At 62.0% G+C, this 20,965-nt stretch carries 16 protein-coding genes; 3 read left to right on the top strand and 13 right to left on the bottom strand.

Features of this window, described 5'->3' with window-relative positions; translation table 11 throughout:
- Positions 1-15: 15 nt before the first annotated feature.
- The 6 genes from ACWFVE_RS04780 to ACWFVE_RS04755 form a co-directional block, all read right to left on the bottom strand.
- Entirely contained in the window at positions 16-894 is an 879-nt protein-coding gene (locus tag ACWFVE_RS04780) for a carbohydrate ABC transporter permease (protein WP_447528149.1), read from the bottom strand.
- Complete coding sequence (locus ACWFVE_RS04775) at positions 887-1,801, bottom strand: carbohydrate ABC transporter permease (RefSeq protein ID WP_447528148.1); 915 nt, start codon at positions 1,799-1,801, stop codon at positions 887-889. The genes ACWFVE_RS04780 and ACWFVE_RS04775 overlap by 8 nt, the downstream gene beginning before the upstream one ends.
- A gap of 60 nt (positions 1,802-1,861) precedes the next feature.
- On the bottom strand, positions 1,862-3,133 hold the full coding sequence (locus tag ACWFVE_RS04770; protein ID WP_447528147.1) for an ABC transporter substrate-binding protein: 1,272 nt from the start codon (positions 3,131-3,133) through the stop codon (positions 1,862-1,864).
- A 178-nt stretch (positions 3,134-3,311) separates the two neighbouring features.
- Positions 3,312-4,715: an ATP-binding protein gene (locus ACWFVE_RS04765; protein WP_447530500.1), complete on the bottom strand. Its 1,404-nt coding sequence runs from the start codon at positions 4,713-4,715 to the stop codon at positions 3,312-3,314.
- Positions 4,716-4,780: 65 nt separating this feature from the next.
- Complete coding sequence (locus ACWFVE_RS04760) at positions 4,781-5,506, bottom strand: response regulator (protein ID WP_447528146.1); 726 nt, start codon at positions 5,504-5,506, stop codon at positions 4,781-4,783.
- Between the two features lie 124 nt (positions 5,507-5,630).
- Complete coding sequence (locus ACWFVE_RS04755) at positions 5,631-6,428, bottom strand: HAD family hydrolase (protein WP_447528145.1); 798 nt, start codon at positions 6,426-6,428, stop codon at positions 5,631-5,633.
- A gap of 184 nt (positions 6,429-6,612) precedes the next feature.
- On the opposite strand from ACWFVE_RS04755, the gene ACWFVE_RS04750 reads away from it, so the two are divergent.
- A complete protein-coding gene (locus tag ACWFVE_RS04750; RefSeq protein WP_447528144.1) occupies positions 6,613-8,553 on the top strand; it encodes an exoribonuclease II in 1,941 nt (646 codons plus the stop codon).
- Positions 8,554-8,664: 111 nt separating this feature from the next.
- On the opposite strand, the gene ACWFVE_RS04745 is transcribed toward ACWFVE_RS04750, so the two are convergent.
- Positions 8,665-9,840 carry an extracellular catalytic domain type 1 short-chain-length polyhydroxyalkanoate depolymerase gene (locus ACWFVE_RS04745; protein WP_447528143.1) on the bottom strand — a complete coding sequence of 392 codons (1,176 nt, stop codon included), beginning with the start codon at positions 9,838-9,840 and terminating at the stop codon, positions 8,665-8,667.
- Between the two features lie 22 nt (positions 9,841-9,862).
- The gene (locus tag ACWFVE_RS04740) at positions 9,863-10,279 is read right to left on the bottom strand and encodes a CopG family transcriptional regulator (RefSeq protein WP_447528142.1); all 417 of its coding nucleotides are present in this window, start codon (positions 10,277-10,279) and stop codon (positions 9,863-9,865) included.
- Between the two features lie 211 nt (positions 10,280-10,490).
- Here ACWFVE_RS04740 and ACWFVE_RS04735 point away from each other — a divergent pair, with 211 nt between their 5' ends.
- Complete coding sequence (locus tag ACWFVE_RS04735; protein ID WP_447528141.1) at positions 10,491-11,612, top strand: glycosyltransferase; 1,122 nt, start codon at positions 10,491-10,493, stop codon at positions 11,610-11,612.
- Positions 11,584-12,597 (top strand): lysylphosphatidylglycerol synthase transmembrane domain-containing protein, encoded by a 1,014-nt coding sequence (locus ACWFVE_RS04730; RefSeq protein WP_447528140.1) that lies wholly within the window; start codon positions 11,584-11,586, stop codon positions 12,595-12,597. Before ACWFVE_RS04735 ends, ACWFVE_RS04730 begins: the two co-directional genes overlap by 29 nt.
- Positions 12,598-12,687: 90 nt before the next feature.
- On the opposite strand, the gene sucD is transcribed toward ACWFVE_RS04730, so the two are convergent.
- The 5 genes from sucD to ACWFVE_RS04705 all read right to left on the bottom strand — a co-directional run bounded on the left by sucD (position 12,688) and on the right by ACWFVE_RS04705 (position 20,952).
- Positions 12,688-13,560: a succinate--CoA ligase subunit alpha gene (gene sucD / locus ACWFVE_RS04725; protein ID WP_447528139.1), complete on the bottom strand. Its 873-nt coding sequence runs from the start codon at positions 13,558-13,560 to the stop codon at positions 12,688-12,690.
- Complete coding sequence (sucC, locus tag ACWFVE_RS04720; protein ID WP_447528138.1) at positions 13,560-14,726, bottom strand: ADP-forming succinate--CoA ligase subunit beta; 1,167 nt, start codon at positions 14,724-14,726, stop codon at positions 13,560-13,562. Before sucC ends, sucD begins: the two co-directional genes overlap by 1 nt.
- A 134-nt stretch (positions 14,727-14,860) precedes the next feature.
- Positions 14,861-16,300: a dihydrolipoyl dehydrogenase gene (gene lpdA / locus ACWFVE_RS04715; RefSeq protein ID WP_447528137.1), complete on the bottom strand. Its 1,440-nt coding sequence runs from the start codon at positions 16,298-16,300 to the stop codon at positions 14,861-14,863.
- Positions 16,301-16,459: 159 nt separating this feature from the next.
- A complete protein-coding gene (odhB, locus tag ACWFVE_RS04710; RefSeq protein WP_447528136.1) occupies positions 16,460-18,079 on the bottom strand; it encodes a 2-oxoglutarate dehydrogenase complex dihydrolipoyllysine-residue succinyltransferase in 1,620 nt (539 codons plus the stop codon).
- 38 nt (positions 18,080-18,117) lie between these two features.
- Positions 18,118-20,952 (bottom strand): 2-oxoglutarate dehydrogenase E1 component, encoded by a 2,835-nt coding sequence (locus ACWFVE_RS04705; protein ID WP_447528135.1) that lies wholly within the window; start codon positions 20,950-20,952, stop codon positions 18,118-18,120.
- Between the last annotated feature and the right edge of the window lie 13 nt (positions 20,953-20,965).

Here is a 20,965-nt window from a genome sequence, read left to right as displayed (position 1 = left end):
TAATCGACCGACGACTTAGCCCTTCACCGACCCGGCCGTTAACCCGCGCACGAAGTATTTGCCCGCCAGCACGTAGACGATGAGCGTGGGAAGCGCGGCGATCATCGCCGCGGCCATGTTGACGTTGTACTCGCTCACCCCGGTCGAGGTGTTCACCAGGTTGTTGAGTGCGACGGTCACCGGCTGGGTGTTGTGCCCGGAAAACGCGACGCCGAACAAAAAGTCGTTCCAGATCTGGGTGAACTGCCAGATGATCGACACCACGATGATCGGCGCCGAGACCGGCAGCAAAATGCGCCAGAAGATGCGAAAGAACCCGGCGCCGTCGAGCTTGGCCGCCGAGACCAGCTCGTCGGGAATGCCCACATAAAAGTTACGGAAAAAAAGCGTGGTAAACGCGATGCCGAACACCACGTGGACCAGCACCAGGCCCGCCCGTGAGCTCGAAAGCCCGAGCCACCCAAGGGTTTGCGCCATGGGCAACAGCACCACCTGGAACGGGATGAAGCAGCCAAAGAGCATCAGCGCGAATACAAGCTCCGAGCCCTTGAAGCGCCACTTGGTCAAGGCGTAGCCGTTGAGTGCGCCCACCGTGGTCGAAATCAACACCGCAGGAATCACGATGGCGAAGGAGTTCCAGAAGTAGCCCCCCACGCCTTCGCAGCGCATGCCAGTGCACGCCTCGCCCCAGGCCTTGGTCCAGGGCGCCAGGGTCGGGTTTTGCGGCAGCGACAAAAGCGACCCGGCGGTGATCTCGCTGAGTGGCTTGAAGGAGGTCATCAGCATCACGATCAGCGGCAGCACGTAGAAAAGCGCGGCGACGATCAGCACAAAGTAGAGCCCCCACCGCCACAGGCGCGCCGCGGGGGACTGGCGGCGAATCACGTTAGCCATGCTTGCGGCTCCTGAGTTCGGAGTAGAGATAAGGAATCAATATCGCCAGCACGCCACCGAGCATCAGCATGGCGCTGGCGGAGCCCAGCCCGATCTGGGCGCGATTGAAGGCGTGGGTGTACATGAAGGTCGCGGGCAGGTCCGTTGCGTAGCCGGGCCCGCCGCCGGTCAGCGCTACCACCAGGTCGAAGCTCTTGATGGCGATGTGCGAAAGAATCATCACCGCGCTGAACACCACCGGGCGCAGGCACGGCATGACCACGCGCCAATAGATGCGCGGCAGGCTCGCCCCGTCGAGCTGGGCGGCCTTGATGATGCTGTCGTCGATACCTCGAAGCCCCGCCAGAAACAGCGCCATCACGAAGCCCGAGGCCTGCCATACCGCGGCGATCACTAAGGTGAAAATGGCCATGTCCGGGTCGACGATCCAGTCGAAACGAAACGACTCGAAACCCCAGCTGCGCACCATGGCCTGGATCCCCAACTGCGGGTTCAAAAGCCACTTCCAGACCACGCCAGTGACGATGAACGAAAGCGCCATCGGGTAAAGATAGATCGTGCGAAGCGCCCCCTCTTGGCGGATTTTTTGATCCAGCAAAATCGCCAGCACGGCCCCGAGTACCAGGCACACCGCGACGAACAAGACGCCAAAGATCATCAGGTTGGTCGAGGCCACCCACCAGCGGTCGTTGGCCATGAGTCGCGCGTACTGGCCAAAGCCAACGAAGTCGTAGCTTGGTAGCATCCGCGAGCTGGTCAGCGAGAGTACGAACGTCCAGAGCATGAAGCCGTAAACGAAAAACAGCGTAATGGCAATGGAGGGGGCCAACACCAGCCGCGGAAGCCAGCCTTGTAGCCAGCCGGAAACCGTCGGCCGATGGGCCTTGGGCAAAGTTGTGTCGCTCATAGGGAGTTCGCCTGTCAGCGTGGCGCCGCCGGGCGGCGGCGCACCTTGATCAAAAGGCTTTTAGAAGGAAGCGGTCTGCGCGGCACTTACCAGGCGCTCGGCGGCTTGCTCGGCAGGCATGTCGGCGTCGTTGAAGTAGTTGGTGACGACATCGAAGATCGCCCCCTGGACATCGGCGCGCACGGCCATGCCGTGGGACATGCTGGGCACCAGGCCGCCGTCTTCGGCGGTGCGCTGGAAGTCGGCCAAGGACTGCTCGGCGCAGCTGTCGAATTCACTCATGTCCAGGTCCGGGCGCGCGGGGATCGAGCCCTTGGCCAAGTTGAAGGCTTCCTGGAAGGTAGGCTCGAGCACCAGCCGGGCCAGCGCCTGCTGGGCTTCGCGCTCATCATCGTCGCTGACGCGGAACATGGCGAGGCTGTCGATATTGAACGAGAAAGCGTCCGCGCTTCCCGGTGCCGCGGCGCAAAGGTAGTCCTCGCCGGCGGTGAGCCCGGCGGCGGTGAATTCACCCTTGGCCCAATCCCCCATCAGCTGAAAGCCCGCATCCCCCTCGATCACCATATTGGTGGCGATGTTCCAATCGCGCCCGGGCATGCCGTCGTCCATCAGCTCGCGCAGGCGCTTGAAGGTCTCGAGTGCGCTGATCATTTCATCGCTACCCAGCGCCTCGGGGTCGAGCTCCACCAGCGACTGGCGGTAAAAATCCACGCCCTGGCTTCCAATCACCACGCTCTCGAACACGGTGGCGTCCTGCCAGTCCTGGCCGCCGTGGGCAAGCGGCACGAAGCCCGCCTCGCGGATCGCCTCACCGGCGGTGAAGAGCTCATCCAGGGTGGTCGGCATCTCCACCCCGGCGGCGTCCAGCACCTCCGGGTTCGCCCACAGCCAGTTCACCCGATGAACGTTGGCGGGCACGGCCACGTATTGGCCGTCATAGCGCATGATATCGGCGACCACCTCGGGGAGCAGGTCGTTCCAGCCCTCCTGCGCGGCCACGTCGTCCAGATCGCCCAGCAGGCCAAGCTCGCCCCACTCCTGAATTTCCGGGCCCTTGATTTGCGCCGCCGACGGCGGGTTGCCGGACATGGCACGAGATTTGAGCACCGTCATGGCGGTTTCGCCGCCGCCGCCGGCCACGGCGAAGTCTTCCCAGCCGTAGCCTTCGGCCTCAAGAAGCTCCTTGAGCACGTTGGCCGCGCGCGCTTCGCCGCCGGAGGTCCACCAATGGAGGACCTCGACGTCGTTTGCCTGGGCAGAAGTAGTCGCGGCCAGCGCAAGCGCGAGGCTGAGGGCGGACTGACGCATCGAGGGTAAACGCAATGTCGACATGATGACTCCTGGCGTTGTTATTGTCAGATCGTTTTTTATAAATCGCTTGAGCGAACCGTTTGAGTGAATCGTTCGTTCGAATCGTTCGTTTGAATGGTTACGCCTAGCGCTTACTGCAGAGTACGCCGCAATACCTGCAAACGGGAGTTACCCTTTACTACATAGTCCTGGGGTTTTCTTACAAACCTGTAATAGGCGCGTGGCGCAACAGCACCAGGGTGGCGACGAGCCCACCTTGTGGATGATTAGCCAAGGTGATATCGCCGCCGTGGGCGCGGGCGATATGCCGGGCGATGCCCAACCCAAGGCCGCTGCCGCCGGTGTTGCGGCTGCGCGAGGCCTCCAGGCGCACGAACGGTGAAAAAACCCGCGCCCGTTGGTCTTGAGCAATACCGGGGCCGTCGTCATGAATACGTATCGTGATTTGCTCGGGCGTATCGCTTATGTGCACCGCCGCGCGCTGGCCGTAGAACACCGCGTTTTCCAGGAGATTGGCCAGGCAGCGCTTGAGCGCCAGCGGCTTAGCCGTAAGCGGCGCGGCCTGGCCTGTCACACTGACCTCGCCACCTTGCAAGCCAAGCTCGTCGGCAAGCGTTGTGGCCAGGGCGGCGATATCCACCGCGGCGGGGTCTTCGTGCAGGTCGAGCCCCTTCACCGAGGCAAGCGCGCCTTTGACGAGCTCGCTCAGCTCATCGAGCGAGGCGCAAAAGCGCGCCCGTTGGTGCGGGTCGTCGAGCATTTCGGCGCGCAGGCGCATCCGGGTGATCGGTGTTTTAAGGTCGTGGGAAATCGCTGAGAAGAGCCGTTCGCGCTCGTCGATCTGCTCGCGTATGCGCCGCTGCATACGGTTGAACGCCACCGCGGTGGCGGCGACCTCTTTGGGGCCGCTCTCCTTGAGCGGGGGGCGGTCCAGGTCATCGCCGAGCTGGCGGGCAGCGCTGGAGAGCCGCGCCAAAGGCCGGGTTACGCTGGTAATGCCCCAAAAGGAGAGCGCCAGTACGCTCATCAGCACCAGCAAGCCCACCAGCAGGCGCTCTTCGGAAAGCCAGCGGTAGCCGCTAAAGATATCCGGCACGCCAAGTAGCGTGGCCACGTAAAGCCACATGTCCGGGGCAAGCTCGAGCTGTACCACAAGAATCGGCGGCGAAAGCGGCTCCATCAGCAGGCTGTGCTGGCCCCAGCGCGGCGGTAAATCGTGAAGCAGTACTTCGTTGTTGAAAACGCGCAGGGTTTCCGGTCGCGAGAACTCGACCACGACGTCGTCGATGGCCAGTTCCTGGGTCAAAATACGATGCACGTTACCCACCACCAGCGTTTTTTCAGCGCCGCTGCCGATATCGGTCACCGGAATACGCCGCTCGTTGACGCTAACGAAAAAGCGCGTTCCGCCCATGTTGCGTAGCTGGTCGAGCACGATATGGCGGTAGTCCACCGGCAGCGAGCGGAAAAACTTCATGGTGGAGGCGATGCTCAGCGCCATGTTGTTGGATAGCTCGTCGAGCTGTTCGAGCTGGCTGGCGCGCACCTGGGAGCTCCAGAGCGCGTAGCTTGCTGCCTGAGCCGCCAGCACCCCGGCAATCATGATGATCACGAAGCGTCCGCGCAGCGTACTCGGCAGACAGCGTTTCAAGACGCCTCTGAGCGTGCTCACACGACGGCTTCGACCTGGGCGGTGAGCACGTAGCCCGCGCCGCGCACGGTGCGAATCAGCTGCGAGTGCTGGGCGTCCTCGCCCAAGCGCTGGCGTAGCCTGCAAACGTGAACGTCGATGGAACGATCCAGCGGCGGCGCGTGGCGCCCGCGTGACAGCGTATAAAGATCATCCCGGGTGATCACCGTGGCCGGGCGCTCGAGAAACACCTGCAGCAGTTGAAAATCCGCGCCGGAGAGCGACGTATGCGCCCCGCCCTGATCCACCAGCTCGCGGGTGGTACGATCCAGCTGCCAGGGGCCAAAGCGCACCCAGCGGGCGTGGCCGGCGCTGGGTGGCTCAAAACCGGCGCGAGTGCGCCGCAGCACCGCTTTGATACGCGCTAAAAGCTCACGCGGGTTGAAGGGCTTGGCCATATAGTCGTCGGCGCCCAGCTCCAGGCCGAGAATCCGGTCGGTTTCATCACTGCTTGCGGTGAGCATGATGATCGGCATATCGCCCTGGCGGCGAAGCGCCCGGCAAACGGCGAAGCCGTCGTCGCCGGGCATCATCACATCCACCAGCACCAGACTCGGCGTTTGCTCGTCCAGTGTGGCGTAGAGCGACTGCGCACTGTCGGCGGTCAGCACCTGGTAGCCGTGGCGGCCCAGGTAATCCGCCAACAGCTCGCAAATTTCCGGGTCGTCGTCGACGATCATCACGCAATCAGACGCGTGGGTCATAGTAGCGGGCTCCCTATCTTTTATTATCGTCGTTATTATCTTTTTCGCGCTAGATAATGGTGGAGAGCCCTGCCGACCACAAGCGACTATCGACTAAGGTGGTAACCCGATCACAGCCCTTGGCTCAAAGCCCAAAGCGCTCGCGCAAAAGCGCGGCGACCCCGGCTTCGCCGTGGTGGCCTATTTGACGGCCACGCCCCAGGCGCCCGGCCATTTCCGGGTGGGCATTGGCCATGAAGTGCGCCTCGCCTGCCAGGCTCAGCATTTCGATGTCGTTCAAGTTATCGCCAAAGGCCAGGCACTGCTCGGCCTCGACACCCAAACGTTCGAGCAGCGCTTTCAAGGCGACGCCCTTGTTGACGTTACCCGCCATGATCTCGAGCGACTCCGGAGTCGAGTAAGTAACGTGCAACTCGCCGTCGCTAATGTCGCGCACCGTTGCCTCGATCTTGGCAAGCGCCTCGGGTTCGCCGCCGTAAAGCACCTTGCCGATACCTTCGGCGGGCATGTTGGCCGGCGAAACGACCTGATAGACGAAGCCCGTAGCGGCGTGCATGGCCAGGTGCCCAGGCGAGGCGGCATCGATATACCAGGCGTCATCCACATAAAGGCTCAGTCGGACATCCGCCGGGCGCGGTAGATCGATCAATGCGCGGGCCTTCTCAGGCTTCACGTGGTGGGCGCTCAGCAGCGTGTCGTCCGGGGCGTGGGTGTAGGCCCCGTTGCTGCTGATCAGGTGCATGGGCACATTGAGCTCGTCGCGAAACACCCGCATGTCCAGGTAGTGGCGGCCGGAGGCCAGGGTCAGGTGGTGGCCCTGCTCGACCAGGGCGCGCAGTACCTCCTTGGTGCTCTCGTGCAACACGTGATCGCTTCCTAAAAGCGTTCCATCCAAATCGGAAACAATCAGCCGGGGGGTCATCGCACGCTCCTCTCAAATGGTCGCTCTTTGGGGTTTATAAGGGTCTTTCAGCTTAACCGATTATACAAAGCGCGGGTAAGTCATTGACCTTACGCCCGCGCGGCGACTTCATCGCGGCGGGTAATTGGCGCGGTGAGCGGGAATCCGTATAGTGGCAGGCTACTCTCGCCAACTGATTGAACACATGCTGCAAAATAACTCCGCGCTTGCCCAGCTCAAGCAACAGATTCGTGATACCACGCCCCGCGTCGAAGGCGTGATCAAGGCCACCGAAAAAGGTTTCGGCTTTCTAGAAACCGAAGGGGGCGAGTCCTATTTCGTGCCGCCCCCCGCCATGAAGCAGGTCATTCACGGCGACCGCGTCGAGGCGGTGATTCATGAAAACGGCGACAAGAAATCCGTCGAGCCGGAAAAGCTGCTCGAAGCCGGGCTCGACCGCTTCGTGGCCCGCGTTCAAAAGCGCGAAGACCGCCTGGCCGTGGTGCCGGATCACCCGTCGATTCGCAACGTCATCAAGTCGCGCATCAAGAACAGCCTCGATGAATCGACCATTGCCGACGGCGACTGGGTCGTCGCGCGGCTGGTGCGCCACCCGATGAAAGAGAACGACCGCGGCTTTTTCGCTCAGATCGACGAACTGGTGGCCAAGTCCGACAACCCGGCGGTGCCCTGGCGCGTGACCCTGGCTCGCCACGCCCTGGAGCAGGCAAGCCCGGAAGCCGGCAACGACTGGCCACTGCGCGATGAAGGCCTGACTCGGGAAGATCTTACCGCCGAGCCCTTCTTCACCATCGACGGTGAAAAGACCAAGGACATGGACGATGCCCTGCGCATCACCACCCGCGACGACGGCGGCTGGGATTTGTCGGTGGCGATCGCCGACCCGACCGCTTATGTCGACGAAGCGCACGCGGCGGATCTGGAAGCGCGAGTGCGTGCGTTCACCGTTTACCTGCCGGGCCAGAACGTCACCATGCTGCCCGAGCAGCTGGCCGACGATCTTTGCTCGTTGTGGGAAGGCAAGAGCCGCCCGGCGCTGGCCTGCACGCTGACCATCCACGCTGACGGCCGGCTGGGCGACTACCGCTTCTTCGCCGCCGACGTGCAGTCCCATGCCAAGCTCGTTTACGACCGGGTGTCGGATTGGATCGACGGTGAAGGCGACTGGGCGCCGGCGGACAACATCGCCGAGCAGCTCAAAGCGCTTCAGGCGCTTACCGAGGCACGCACCGCCTGGCGTAACGAGCACGCGCTGGTCTTCAAGGACCGCCCGGACTACGTGTTCGAGCTCGACGAAGCCGGTAACGTGCTGGCGATCAACACCGAAGATCGCCGCATCGCCAACCGCATGATCGAAGAGTCGATGATCGCCGCCAACGCCTGCTGTGCGGACTTTCTCGCTGCCAACATCGGTCACGGCATCTTCAACGTGCACCGTGCGTTCGAGTCGGACAAAGCCGAAGCCGCCCAGGAGTTTTTGGCCGGCCAAGACATCGAAGTAGCCCTCGAGGCGCTGACCGACCTGGACCATTACAAGGATCTTAAGCGCGCACTCGAAAGCCGCGACGATGCCTGGCTCGATGCCCGTCTGCGCCGCTTCCAGGGCTTTACCAGCATGTCCGCCCAGCCCGGGCCGCACTTTGGCTTAGGGCTAGCCGCCTACGCCACCTGGACCTCGCCGATTCGTAAGTACGGCGATATGGTCAACCACCGCTTGATCAAGCGCGTGCTGAAAGGCGAGCAGGCCCCGGCCGAGGCGAGCCAAGCGCTCACCGAGCAGCTCACCGAGCGCCGTCGCCTGAACCGCATGGCCGAGCGCGACGTGAAAGACTGGCTCTACGTACGCTTTTTGACCAGCGCCGCTCAGAACCAGGATGGCTTCGACGCGGAAATCATCGCGATCAACCGCGGCGGCATGCGCGTTCGCCTGGTCGAAAACGGCGCCACGGCCTTCGTCCCGGCCCCCTTGATGCATAGCGACCGCAGCAAGGTGGTGATCGACGACAAGGAAGGCCGCATCCAGATCGAGGGTGAAGAGCGCTACAAGCTCGGCGACGCCCTGCGCGTGCAGCTCACCGAGGCCCGCGAAGAGACCCGCTCGCTGGTGGCCAAGCCCGCCGAGTAATCCCGTACCGGTCTCCCCACAGAGCAGCGGCGCCAAAGGCGCCGCTGCTTTTTTATACGCTGCCCCCCGGCGCCCCACCCGACTCACCATTCACGACTCACGACTCACGACTCACAACTCACCTTTCAACTGATGCTCAAAGAAAAAGCGCAGCATCTCCTTCGAGGCATCCGGCCCTTTGGGGTCGGTGTAGCTTCCCCGAGCGCTGCCGCCCGCCCAGGCGTGACCGGCGCCGTGAATGCGCCACTGCTCCAGGCGCGTTTCGCCCTGGGCGTCGCGATGGACCGTGCGCGTATAGCCGTGGCCGCCAGCCACCTGCCCTGCCTTCGCATCGCCTGGTGTGGCTTTGCTGGCGACATATTGGCTCGCCACGCGTTCGGCATTGTTCAAATGCACGGTGCTGTCCCGGTCGCCGTGAAAGATGATCGCCGGCACGTTCGAGGCAAAACCTTCACTCGCCCCGCCCGGTACCGGTCTTCCGCCCTGCATGGCCGCCAGCGCATCCGGGAGGCTCTTGGCAACGCCATGAGGCAGCCCGGAGTGCACCCCCACCGCGGCGAAGAGTTCCGGGTAGGTCATGGCAAGCGTGGTCGCCATGGCGCCGCCGGCGGAGAGCCCGGCTACGTATACCCGGGCGGCGTCGAGCCCGTGGGTATTGACGATCTCTCGGGTCATCCCCGCCAGCACCTCGGGCTCGCCACCTTCACGGCGCTGGTCGCCGGCCTTGAACCAGTTCCAGCACTTCGAGGTATTGGCGCTTTGCGGCTGAGCCGGGTAGAGCACGCAGAAGGTTTGCGCTTCGGCCAGCGCGTTCATTTGGGTGCCGGCGGCGAAGTCGTCCGGGTTTTGGGTACAGCCGTGGAGCATGACGACCAGGGGCAGCGCCTGGCCGTGGTAGCCGCTGGGCATAAAGAGTTTATAGTCCCGGGTACCGGCACGGTTTTCAAAGCGCCCCGCGGTGAAGGCGCCGGGGCTGGGCGTTTCGTGCGCGGCCGGTGCCTGCGGCCCGGCGCCGGCTTGAAAGCCCGCCCATTGATCGCGAAAGCGAAAGCCTTGGCGCTTGTGCCCAGGCCCCGACGATCCCGATGTGAACGCCGTAAACGTCTTCTCGCCGATCGTCTCGCAGGTACTTTCGAACACATTACCCTCTTGAGCGGCCGCCGGTGTCGCTTGGCGCTCGGGCATCGGGTCTTGGCCTTGCAACATCTGCATGGCCTCGGAAAGCCTGCCGGCGCGGGTCAGCCGCGTCGCTTCTTGCATTCGTTGGGTCATGGTGGCATCGATCATGGTCAAAGCCCTCGTCAATACATCAGTGGATGCGACCAGCCAGAGCGGCCTTGACCGCCTTGCTTGCATGCAGGGCGCCAAGCACGACGACGGATTCGATCGTCGCGGCGGCAAGTTCCGGCGTTACATCGTCGGCAATGGTGGCCAGCCCCAGCACCTGGATTTGCAGGGTTTCGCCATTGGCCTTTAGCGCTTCGAGATCCGCGCGGCTGTAGTGTTCAAGCCCCAGCACGAACGCCTTGCGCGAGACAGTCTCCTTGACGACGTCGGCGTGGCTTGCCAGCTGGTTGCGAATGGCGGTACGGATCAAATCGGTTCGGTTGGAGTAAAAGCCCTCCTGCACCAGCAGGTCGATTTGGCCCAGATCGACGACGCCGAGGTTAATGGTGATTTTCTCGTTGGTGTCGCCGGGCTTGCGGCGCAATTCGTGTACGCTCATGAGCGCTCCTATCGGGTGAGAAGCTATTTTCAATCCCCATGGATTCCATATACCATCCATATGGATGTTATATTAGATGGTATTGGGGTTTAAGCAAGGTTTTTCGCAAGCGACAGAATTTGCAGCGCCCAAAGCATACTCGCCCTGTCGCATAACTGACTTATTCGTTGGCTATGGTGATGAATGACCCTTGTATGGCGCGGAGACGACCTTGCATATTGCCGATATCACCATGTTTCACGCCCCGGCCAGCGGCGGCGTGCGCACCTACCTGCAAGCCAAACACCGCGTACTGCAAAAAGCCGGTGCCCGCTGTAGCCTGCTGGTACCCGGCGCCGAGCGCGATAGCCTGGGCGAGCACCATACGCTGCCTGCCCTGCGCCTTCCGCTGGGCCAGGGCTACCGGTTTCCGCTACGCGGCGCGCCCTGGCGGGATGCGCTGATCGAATTAGCGCCGGACATCATCGAGGCCGGCGACCCCTACGTGACCGCCTGGGCCGCGCTGGACGCTGGTCAGCGCTTGGGCGTGCCGGTGGTCGGGTTTTACCACTCGGATTTGCCGCGACTGATGGGCGACCGCTTCGGGCGGCGCGTCGAGCGCCGCTTGATCCGCTACGTGGCCGACCTCTACCGCCGCTTTGACAGCGTGCTCGCCCCTTGCCAAGCCATGGCCGACCGCCTCACGCAGTGGGGTGTAGAGAACGTGCACGTGCAGCCATTGGGGGTGGATCTCGAGCGGTTTCATCCCGGCCACTTCGACCCGCACCTTCGCCAACGCTTGGGTATCAAGGAGAACAAGCGCCTGCTCATTTTCGTCGGCCGCTACTCTCGCGAGAAGAACATCGACGTGCTGCTGGCCACCATGAAACGCCTAGGGCCGGACTACCACCTGCTGCTGATGGGCCCTGGGATGCCCACCCGCGTACCGGATAACGTCACCGCGGTCAGCCGCTGCTGCGGCGTGCACGAGGTGGCCGCCGCGCTTGCCAGCAGCGACGCCCTGCTCCACGCCGGTACACGGGAAACCTTTGGGTTGATTGCCCAGGAGGCGATGGCCAGTGGCCTGCCGGTCATCGGCGCCCGCGCCGGCGCCCTGATCGAGAACGTGCCCCTGGGCGGCGGCGTGCTGTGCCCGCCGCTCGACCCTACCGCCATGGCCCAGGCCTGCAGCGCGCTGTTCGATAACGACATCGCCGCCAGCGGGCGCTACGCGCGCCACTATGTCGAGCGTCGCTTCGGCTGGGATGTAGTGATCCACCAACTATACGAGCACTATCGAGCGCTACATCAAAGCGAGCCGGCCCATGCCCGCCCCCGCTCTTATACAAGGTAAATCCCGATGGCGACCGCGCCCGTTGCACGCGGTGCTGCTACTCATCGCACTCATCACGCCGCTTCTGCTGACATCGCTTGCCGGCGGGCGGGCCGCGCTTGGCCATGTACAGGCGTTTCCGCTGGGGCTTTTGGCGCTCATGGTGGCAACGGCCGCCGTCTGCTGGAACCTGAACGCGCTAAGGCTTCGGCTGATGCTGGGCGCTCACCCAGGCGCGCCTAATCAGGCGGGTGCGCTGGGTATCGAGCTTGCCGCCAAGTTCGCACTGTGCGCCACCCCCGGCGGCAGCGGCGGCCCAGTCACGATGCTGGCGCTTCTGGCAAAGCGCGGCGTTGCCCCGGCCAAGGGCACGGCGATGTTTCTGATCGACCAGGGGTGCGACTCGCTTTTCTTTCTGACCATGCTGGGTGTGGCGGTCGCCGCCACGTTGACCGGCATCGTCGACTGGCCCCACCAGGGGCTTATTCAGGCCGCGCTGCTCGCCCTTGGCGCGTTACTGGTGAGCGTGGCGCTGGTCATCGTTTATCTGCCCAGGCTTTTACGCCTGCGCCCGGCGGCGCGGCCCAACGCCGTTAAAAGGCGCTGGCTCATTCGGCGGCTGCTGCGCTGTCGCCACGCGCTGCGGGTCACGCTGCATCTACCCGGGCGAACGCTTGCCGCGATACTGCTGCTCACCGCGCTGCACTGGGTACTGCGTTACAGCCTATTGTACATGGCGGTGCTGGGTGTGGGCGGGCAGGCGGAGTGGCTCTGGACATTTCTGGTGCAGATGCTGGCCATGGCGGCCAGCCAGCTGAGCTTTCTGCCCGGCGGTGCCGGGGCGGCGGAGCTTGGCGTGGGCACACTTTTACTGCCACTCATGGCGCCGGAGCAGGTCGCCGCGGCGGTGCTGGTCTGGCGGTTAGTGAGCTACCACCTTTATTTGGCCGTAGGGGCCCCGGTGTTCGTCGTGCTCGGCTCACGCTGTCTGCAACGCCGCGGCTAAGTTTTACAAAATGCGGACATAAAAAAGGGCACCCGAAGGTGCCCTTTTTGCGCTTTCCAACCGACAAGCGCCTAGCTCGACCGGCCTGACTTACCAGCCGGTGGCTTCTTTCAGCGCGTCGCCGATTTCGGCCAGCGAACGTACGGTTTTGACACCCGCCGCTTCGAGGGCGCCGAACTTGTCGTCCGCCGTGCCTTTACCGCCGGAGATGATCGCACCCGCGTGGCCCATACGCTTGCCAGGAGGGGCGGTAACGCCTGCGATGTAGGCAACGACCGGCTTGGAGACGTTGTCCTTGATGTACGCCGCCGCTTCTTCTTCCGCGGTGCCGCCGATCTCGCCGATCATGACGATCGCTTCGGTCTTCGGGTCCTTCTCGAACATCTCGAGGATGTCGATGAAGTTGGAGCCCGGGATCGGGTCACCACCGATGCCGACACAGGTCGACTGGCCGAAGCCGTGGTCGGTGGTCTGCTTGACCGCTTCATAGGTCAACGTACCCGAACGGGATACGATGCCGACACGGCCCGGCTGGTGGATATGGCCCGGCATGATGCCGATTTTGGTTTCACCGGGGGTGATGACGCCGGGGCAGTTCGGGCCGATCAGGCGAACACCGAGCTCGTCGCATTTTACTTTCGCGTCGAGCATGTCGAGTGTGGCGATACCTTCGGTGATGCAGACGATCAGCTTGATGCCGGCGTTGGCGGCTTCAAGGATGGAGTCTTTACAAAACGCGGCCGGTACGTAGATCACGCTGGCTTCGGCGCCGGTTTGCTCGACTGCTTCCGCTACGGTGTTGAACACCGGCAGGCCCAGGTGCGTCTGGCCGCCTTTACCCGGCGTTACACCACCGACCATTTGCGTGCCGTAGGCAATCGCCTGCTCGGAGTGGAACGTGCCCTGGCCACCGGTGAACCCTTGGCAGATGACCTTGGTGTTCTTATCGATCAGGATACTCATTACTTGCCCTCCGCTGCTTTAACAACCTGCTGAGCCGCGTCGCTCAGGCTGGTGGCAGCGATGATGTTCAGACCGCTGGACGCCAGTTTCTCGGCACCCAGCTCGGCGTTGTTACCTTCCAGACGCACAACGACCGGCACGTTGACACCGACCTGCTCGACGGCGCCGATGATGCCTTCCGCGATCATGTCGCAGCGCACGATACCGCCGAAGATGTTGACCAGTACGGCTTTGACGTTGTCGTCAGACAAAATGATCTTGAACGCTTCTGCCACGCGCTCTTTGGTCGCGCCGCCGCCTACGTCCAGGAAGTTGGCCGGTTTGCCGCCAGACAGGTTGACGATGTCCATGGTACCCATGGCAAGGCCCGCGCCGTTGACCATGCAGCCAATGTTGCCGTCGAGCGCTACGTAGTTGAGCTCCCACTTGGCCGCGTCGGCTTCGCGCTGGTCTTCCTGGCTCGGATCACGCATCGCCTGCAGGTCCGGATGACGGTACAACGCATTGCTGTCGAGGCCCAGTTTGGCGTCGAGGCAGTGCAGGTTGCCTTCATCGGTGATGACCAGCGGGTTGATTTCCAGAAGCGCCAGATCCTTGTCGTGGAACAGCTTGGAAAGCCCCAGGAAGATCTTGGTGAACTGCTTGATCTGGTCGCCTTTAAGGCCCAGTTTGAAAGCGAGTTCGCGTGCCTGGTAGGGCTGAGCGCCGACCAGCGGGTCGATCTCGGCTTTCAGAATCTTTTCCGGTGTCTCTTCGGCGACCGTTTCGATGTCTACACCACCTTCGGTCGAGGCCATGAAGACCACGCGACGGCTGGTACGGTCGACGACGGCGCCCAGATAAAGCTCATCGGCGATATCGGTGCAGTTCTCGACCAGAATCTTGGCAACCGGCTGACCTTTTTCGTCAGTCTGGTAGGTGACCAGGTTCTTGCCCAGCCACTGCTCGGCGAAGGCCTTCGCTTCCTGGGGGTCCTTGATCAGCTTCACGCCGCCCGCTTTACCGCGGCCGCCCGCGTGGACCTGGGCTTTGACTACCCACATCTCGCCGCCGATTTTTTTGCACGCTTCTACCGCTTCTTCTGGCGTGTCCACGGCAAAGCCCTTGGACACCGGCAGACCATAATCAGCAAACAGCTGCTTGCCTTGATACTCGTGAAGGTTCATCGATTCATGCCATTGGTTGCATGTGACTCGAACGACAACCGGTGCCGAGCACCGGCTGTCCCCGTGCTATCAGCTCGGCAAGCCGGGCTGATAGCGTTGCGCCACCGGAAGGTGGCGCCTGGTCGTTACTAGAATTACTTACGTTTTTTACGGTTCGCCATGTGGATGGCGTGCCCGTCCACGGCCAGTGCGGCTTCGTGAACCGCCTCGGACATGGTGGGGTGGGCATAGCAGGTCAGCGCCAGATCTTCGGCGCTGGAGCCGAACTCCATCGCGATCACGGCCTGAGCGATCAACTCGCCGGCATGCTGGCCAACGATGTGAACACCCAGGATGCGATCGGTTTCTGCATCGGCGATGACTTTCGCGCTACCTTCGGTGGCATTGTTCGCCATGGCGCGGCCGCTGGCGGCAAACGGGAAAGTACCGGTTTTGACTTCGATGCCCTTGGCCTTGGCGTCCTGCTCGGTCATACCGACCCAAGCCACTTCCGGGGCAGTGTAGATCACGCAGGGAATGGCGTCATAGTTCATCTCGGCTTTATGGCCGGCGATGATATCCGCCACCATGATGCCCTCTTCCGAGGCCTTGTGCGCCAGCATCTGACCGCGTACGCAGTCGCCGATCGCGTAAACGCCCGGCACGTTGGTGCGGCACTGGTCATCGACGAAGATGAAGCCACGCTCGTCGAGCTCAATGCTGACGTCGTCGGCAATCACACCCTTGGTGTACGGGCGGCGGCCAACGCAAACGATCAGCTTGTCGAAGGTGATTTCCTGCTCGCCTTCGCCGTCGGTGTACTTGACGACGACTTCATTGTCTTTCACTTCGGAGCCGGTTACGCGGGCGCCGAGTTTGATGTCCAGGCCCTGCTTTTTGAGAAGCTTCTGGGTGTCCTTGGCAACGGTCGTGTCGACCATCGGCAAGAAATCGTCCATCGCTTCGAGCACGGTGACTTCAGATCCCAGGCGGTTCCAAACGCTACCAAGCTCGAGCCCGATAACGCCGGCGCCGATCACGCCCAAACGCTTCGGCGCTTCCTTGAATTCAAGCGCGCCGGTAGAGTCGACGACCAGGTCGTCGGTCAGCGGCGTGGGCGGAATTTCGACCGGTACCGAGCCCGCCGCGATCACGATGTTCTCGGCTTCGTACTTGGTCGCGTTGCCGTCGACATCGGTGACTTCGACCTGCTTGTTACCCACGACTTTACCGGTACCGTCGATCGCGGTGACGCCGTTGGCCTTGAAAAGGCCCGAGATGCCGCCGGTCAGGTTCTTAACGATAGTGTCTTTACGCGACATCATCTTGGTGATGTCCATGCTGACATCGCTTGCCTGGATCCCCAGGTCGTCGAAGTCGTGCTTGGCTTCGACATACTTGTGCGAGGCTTCCAGCAGCGCCTTGGACGGGATACAACCCACGTTCAGGCAGGTGCCGCCGTGTACCACGTTGCCTTCCTTGCCAATCCACTTCTCGACACAGGCAACGTTCAGCCCGAGCTGGGCCGCGCGAATGGCAGCGACGTAGCCGCCGGGGCCGGCACCGATAACGATTACATCAAACTTGTCAGCCATGTTGGCTCCTTCCGCTTGGTGACGCTTTGTCTGGATCAATGCATACGCGTCGTATCAAATCATGGACAAAGGGCCGTGTGCGATAACATAAAAACGCTCGAACTCAAGGTTCTCTCACCCGATCACGCGGCCAAGGGCTGACCCTGGCCGCGTGCATCGTTACACGTCCAGCAGTAGGCGCGCCGGGTCTTCCAGCAGTTCCTTGATGGTGACCAGGAACTGAACCGCGTCTTTACCGTCGATCATGCGGTGATCGTAGGAGAGCGCCAGGTACATCATCGGGCGAACCTCGACCTTGCCGTTGACCGCCATCGGGCGCTCCTGGATCTTGTGCATACCCAGAATGGCCGTTTGCGGCGGGTTGATGATCGGCGTGGAGAGCAGCGAGCCGAAAATACCGCCGTTGGTGATGGTGAAGGTACCACCCTGCATTTCGTCGATACCAAGCTTGCCATCGCGGGCCCGCTTGCCGAAGTCGACGATGCCTTTCTCGACATCGGCGACCTTCATGGCGTCGGTGTCACGCAGTACCGGCACGACCAGGCCGCGGTCGGTGGATACGGCAACGCCGATATCCTGGTAACCGTGGTAGACGATCTCGTCACCGTCAATCGAGGCGTTGACATCCGGGAAGCGCTTGAGCGCCTCGGCGGCGGCCTTGACGAAGAAGCCCATGAAGCCGAGCTTGACGTCGTGGGCCTTTTGGAAGGTGTCCTTGTACTGCGCGCGCAGGTTCATGACCGCGCCCATGTCCACCTCGTTGTAGGTGGTCAGCATGGCGGCGGTTTGCTGCGCTTCGACCAGACGCTTGGCGATGGTCTTGCGCAGGCGCGTCATCGGTACGCGCTTCTCGGCACGCTCGCCTTCGGCGGCGGCCGGGGCCGCAGCGGCTTTCTTCGCTGCCGGCGCGGAGGACTTGGCCGTTTTCTTGGCGCTGCCGTCTTTCACGGCTTTCTGCACGTCTTCTTTCAGAACGCGACCGCCCTTGCCGGTGCCTTCGATCTTGGCAACGTCCAGGTCGTTTTCGGCGATCATCTTGCGCGCCGCCGGGGCCACAATCTTGTCGCCTACTTTCTCGTCGGCGCCTTCATCGTCGCTGGTGCTATCGGCGCTGTCATCGCCTTTGCTTTCGCTTGCGCCGCTGTCGCTACCGCCGCCTTCGGAGAAGATCGCCAGTACGGCTTCAGACTCGACCTGGCTGCCCTCTTCGGCCTTGATCTCGGCAAGCGCGCCATCGGCGGGTGCCACGACTTCCAGCACGACCTTGTCGGTTTCGATGTCGGCCAGCACTTCATCGCGCTTGACCGCTTCGCCGACTTTCTTGTGCCAGGTGGCAACGGTGCCTTCCTGAACGGATTCCGGGAAGCTCGGCGCTTTGACGTCATGTTGCTTACCGCCGCCGGCTTTCTTCTCTTCTTGCTTCTCTTCTTTCTTGTCGTCTTGCTTCTCTTGCTTGGCGCCGTCGTCTTTAGCGTCGCCGCCGTCCTCTTTCTCGGACTTTTCGGCTTTCTCTTCGCCTTCGTCGGACTTGCCGCCGCCGCTTGCTTCGCCGATCTTGCCCAGTACCTGCTCGGACTCGACGGTGTCGCCCTCTTCGGCCAGCACGTCGGAAAGCGTACCCGCTTCCGGTGCCACGACCTCGAGCACCACCTTGTCGGTTTCGATCTCAACAATCAGCTCGTCGCGCTCAACGCTGTCACCCGGCTTTTTGTGCCACGCGGCTACCGTGCCTTCGGCAACGGATTCCGGAAAGGTTGGCGCTTTGATATCAGTAGCCATGTCATTTCCCTTAATAGGTTCTCTAAACCCGGTGGCGCTTATAAATTAAAAGCGTCTTCCACCAGCTGGCGCTGCTGTTCTGTATGAACGGACATATAGCCTGCCGCGGGAGCCGCAGAGGCCGGACGTCCTGCAAATTTCAATTCGCGGCCAAAGCCGTTTTTGAGCGTATCCGCCGCAATCCGCATGTGGTGCTGGCTGGGGTACCAAGCGCCCTGGTTCATCGGCTCTTCCTGGCACCAGACGATGTCTTCCAGGTTGGGATACGTCTCGAGCACTTCCAGAAGCTCGTCCTTCGGGAACGGGTAGAGCTGTTCCAGACGGAGGATCGCCGTATCGTTGCGCTCGTTTTCAGCACGCCAGTTAGCGAGATCGTAATAGACCTTGCCGGCACACATGATGACCCGCGTCACCTCCTCCGCCGGGCGATCCGCTTGGTCCGGCAGCACCATGTTGAACTTGCCTTCGGCCAGATCTTCAAGGCTCGATACCGCCTCTTTATGGCGCAGTAGCGACTTGGGCGTCATGACGATCAACGGCTTGCGTAGCGGGCGAATGACCTGACGGCGCAGCAGATGGAAAATCTGCGCCGGCGTGGTCGGTACGCACACCTGCATGTTGTGCTCGGCGCACATTTGCAAAAACCGCTCCAGACGCGCCGAGGAGTGCTCGGGCCCCTGACCTTCGTAGCCGTGGGGAAGCAGCATGGTCAGACCACAAAGCCTTCCCCACTTGGTCTCGCCGGAGGAGATGAACTGATCCACCACCACCTGAGCGCCGTTGAAGAAGTCGCCGAACTGGGCTTCCCAAATGACCAGGTCGTTGGGCGCGGTGGTCGAGTAGCCGTACTCGAAGGCCAATACGGCTTCTTCCGACAGGATCGAGTCGTGAATGGTGAAGCGCGGCTGACCGTCTTTGATATTCTGCAGCGGCACGTAGGTGCTGCCGTCTTTCTGATTGTGAATCACGGCATGACGGTGCGAGAAGGTGCCGCGGCCCACGTCCTGGCCGGTAATACGGATCGGATGGTTCTGATCCACTAGCGTGGCGTAGGCCAGCGTCTCGGCAAAGCCCCAGTTCACGCCCATACCGCCCGCCTGCATTTTACGGCGGTCTTCATAGATCTTGCCGACCTGGCGCTGCACGTCGATCCCGTCCGGAATCTCGCACATCTTGGCCGCCAGCTGCTGAAGGCGCTTCATATCGATGGAGGTGTCGGTGTCGCCGGACCACTCGTGGCCCAGATACGGCGCCCAATCGACGAACAGCGACTTGTTGGGCTCCTGCACCAGGGCGTTGGCGACGTGATTACCGGCGACCAGGTCGTCGCGGTAGGTTTCGACCATTGCCTTGGCATCGTCTTCCGAGAGTACGCTCTGCTCGACCAGGCGCTGCGCGTAGAGCGTGCGCGAGGAAGCGTGATCCTTGATTTTGGCGTACATCATCGGCTGGGTGCCGGAGGGCTCGTCCGCTTCGTTGTGGCCGCGGCGGCGGTAGCACACCAGGTCGATCACGACGTCTTTCTTGAACTGCTGACGATAGTCCAGCGCCACTTGCGTTGCGTGAATCACCGCGTCCGGGTCGTCGCCGTTGACGTGGAAAATCGGCGCCTGAACCATCTTGGCGATATCGGTGCAGTATTCGGTGGAGCGAGCGTCTTCCGGGTGAGAGGTCGTGAAACCCACCTGGTTATTGATCACGATATGGACCGTGCCGCCGGTCTTGTAGGCGCGGGTTTGAGACATCTGGAATGTCTCCATCACCACACCCTGACCTGCAAAGGCCGCGTCGCCGTGTACGTTGATCGGCAGTACTTTACTGCCGTCTTCATCCTGGCGGCGGTCCTGACGTGCACGAACCGACCCTTCGACCACCGGTGCCACGATTTCCAGGTGCGACGGGTTGAACGACATGGCCAGGTGGACTTCACCGCCGGGCGACATGACGTTCGAGCTAAAGCCCTGGTGGTATTTGACGTCGCCGGAGCCGCGCTCGATGACTTTCTTGCCGTCGAACTCGTCGATCAAATCTGCCGGGTTTTTACCCAAAATATTGACCAACAGGTTCAAGCGCCCGCGGTGGGCCATACCGATGACGACTTCCTTGGTACCGTAACCACCGGCGCGCTGGATCAGCTCGTCCATCATGGGTACGAAGGTTTCGCCACCTTCCAGACCGAAACGCTTGGTGCCCGGGTACTTGGAGGCCAGATAGTTCTCGAGGCCTTCCGCGGCGGTCAGGCGTTCGAGCACGTGCTTACGCACGTCGTCACTGAACTTGGGCGCGCTTCTTACCGACTCGAAACGACGCTGCAACCAGCGCTTCTCTTCGGTATCGACAATGTGCATGATCTCGCAGCCGATGGAGCGACAGTAGGTCTGCTCCAGCGCCTCGACGATATCCCGAAGCGGGGCCTTGTCGATCCCTAGAAAGAAAGAGCCGGTTTGAAATTCGGTATCGAGATCCGCTTTTGAAAGCTGGTGAAAGGACAGATCAAGATCCGGAATGGGGGTAGGATTACGCAGACCCAGCGGGTCGATATTCGCCTTTTGATGGCCACGAAAGCGGTACGCGTTGATCAACTGCAGGACTTTGACCTGCTTTTTGTTCTCACCACCGCTTGCCTGGGCAGCGCCCTGGCCCGGGCGTTTTTCGCGCCCTAGCTGGTAGAACTGATCACGGATGGGGCTAAGTGGAACATCCTGGGAGGCACTGTCATCGGACTTACGCAGTTCGTCAAAATAACGGCGCCATTCGTCGGTGACAGAATCGGGATCGTCGAGGTACTGCTCGTAAAGCGCTTCCACGTAGTGAACATTGCCGCCACTAACGTGAGAGGAACGCCACATCAACTCCATTATGCCTTGTTGCATCTCTCGGTCACCC

Source organism: Vreelandella mediterranea (assembly GCF_970647075.1).
Note: the sequence above shows the minus strand (reverse complement) of the source record. Positions and strands in the feature narration are given on the sequence as shown.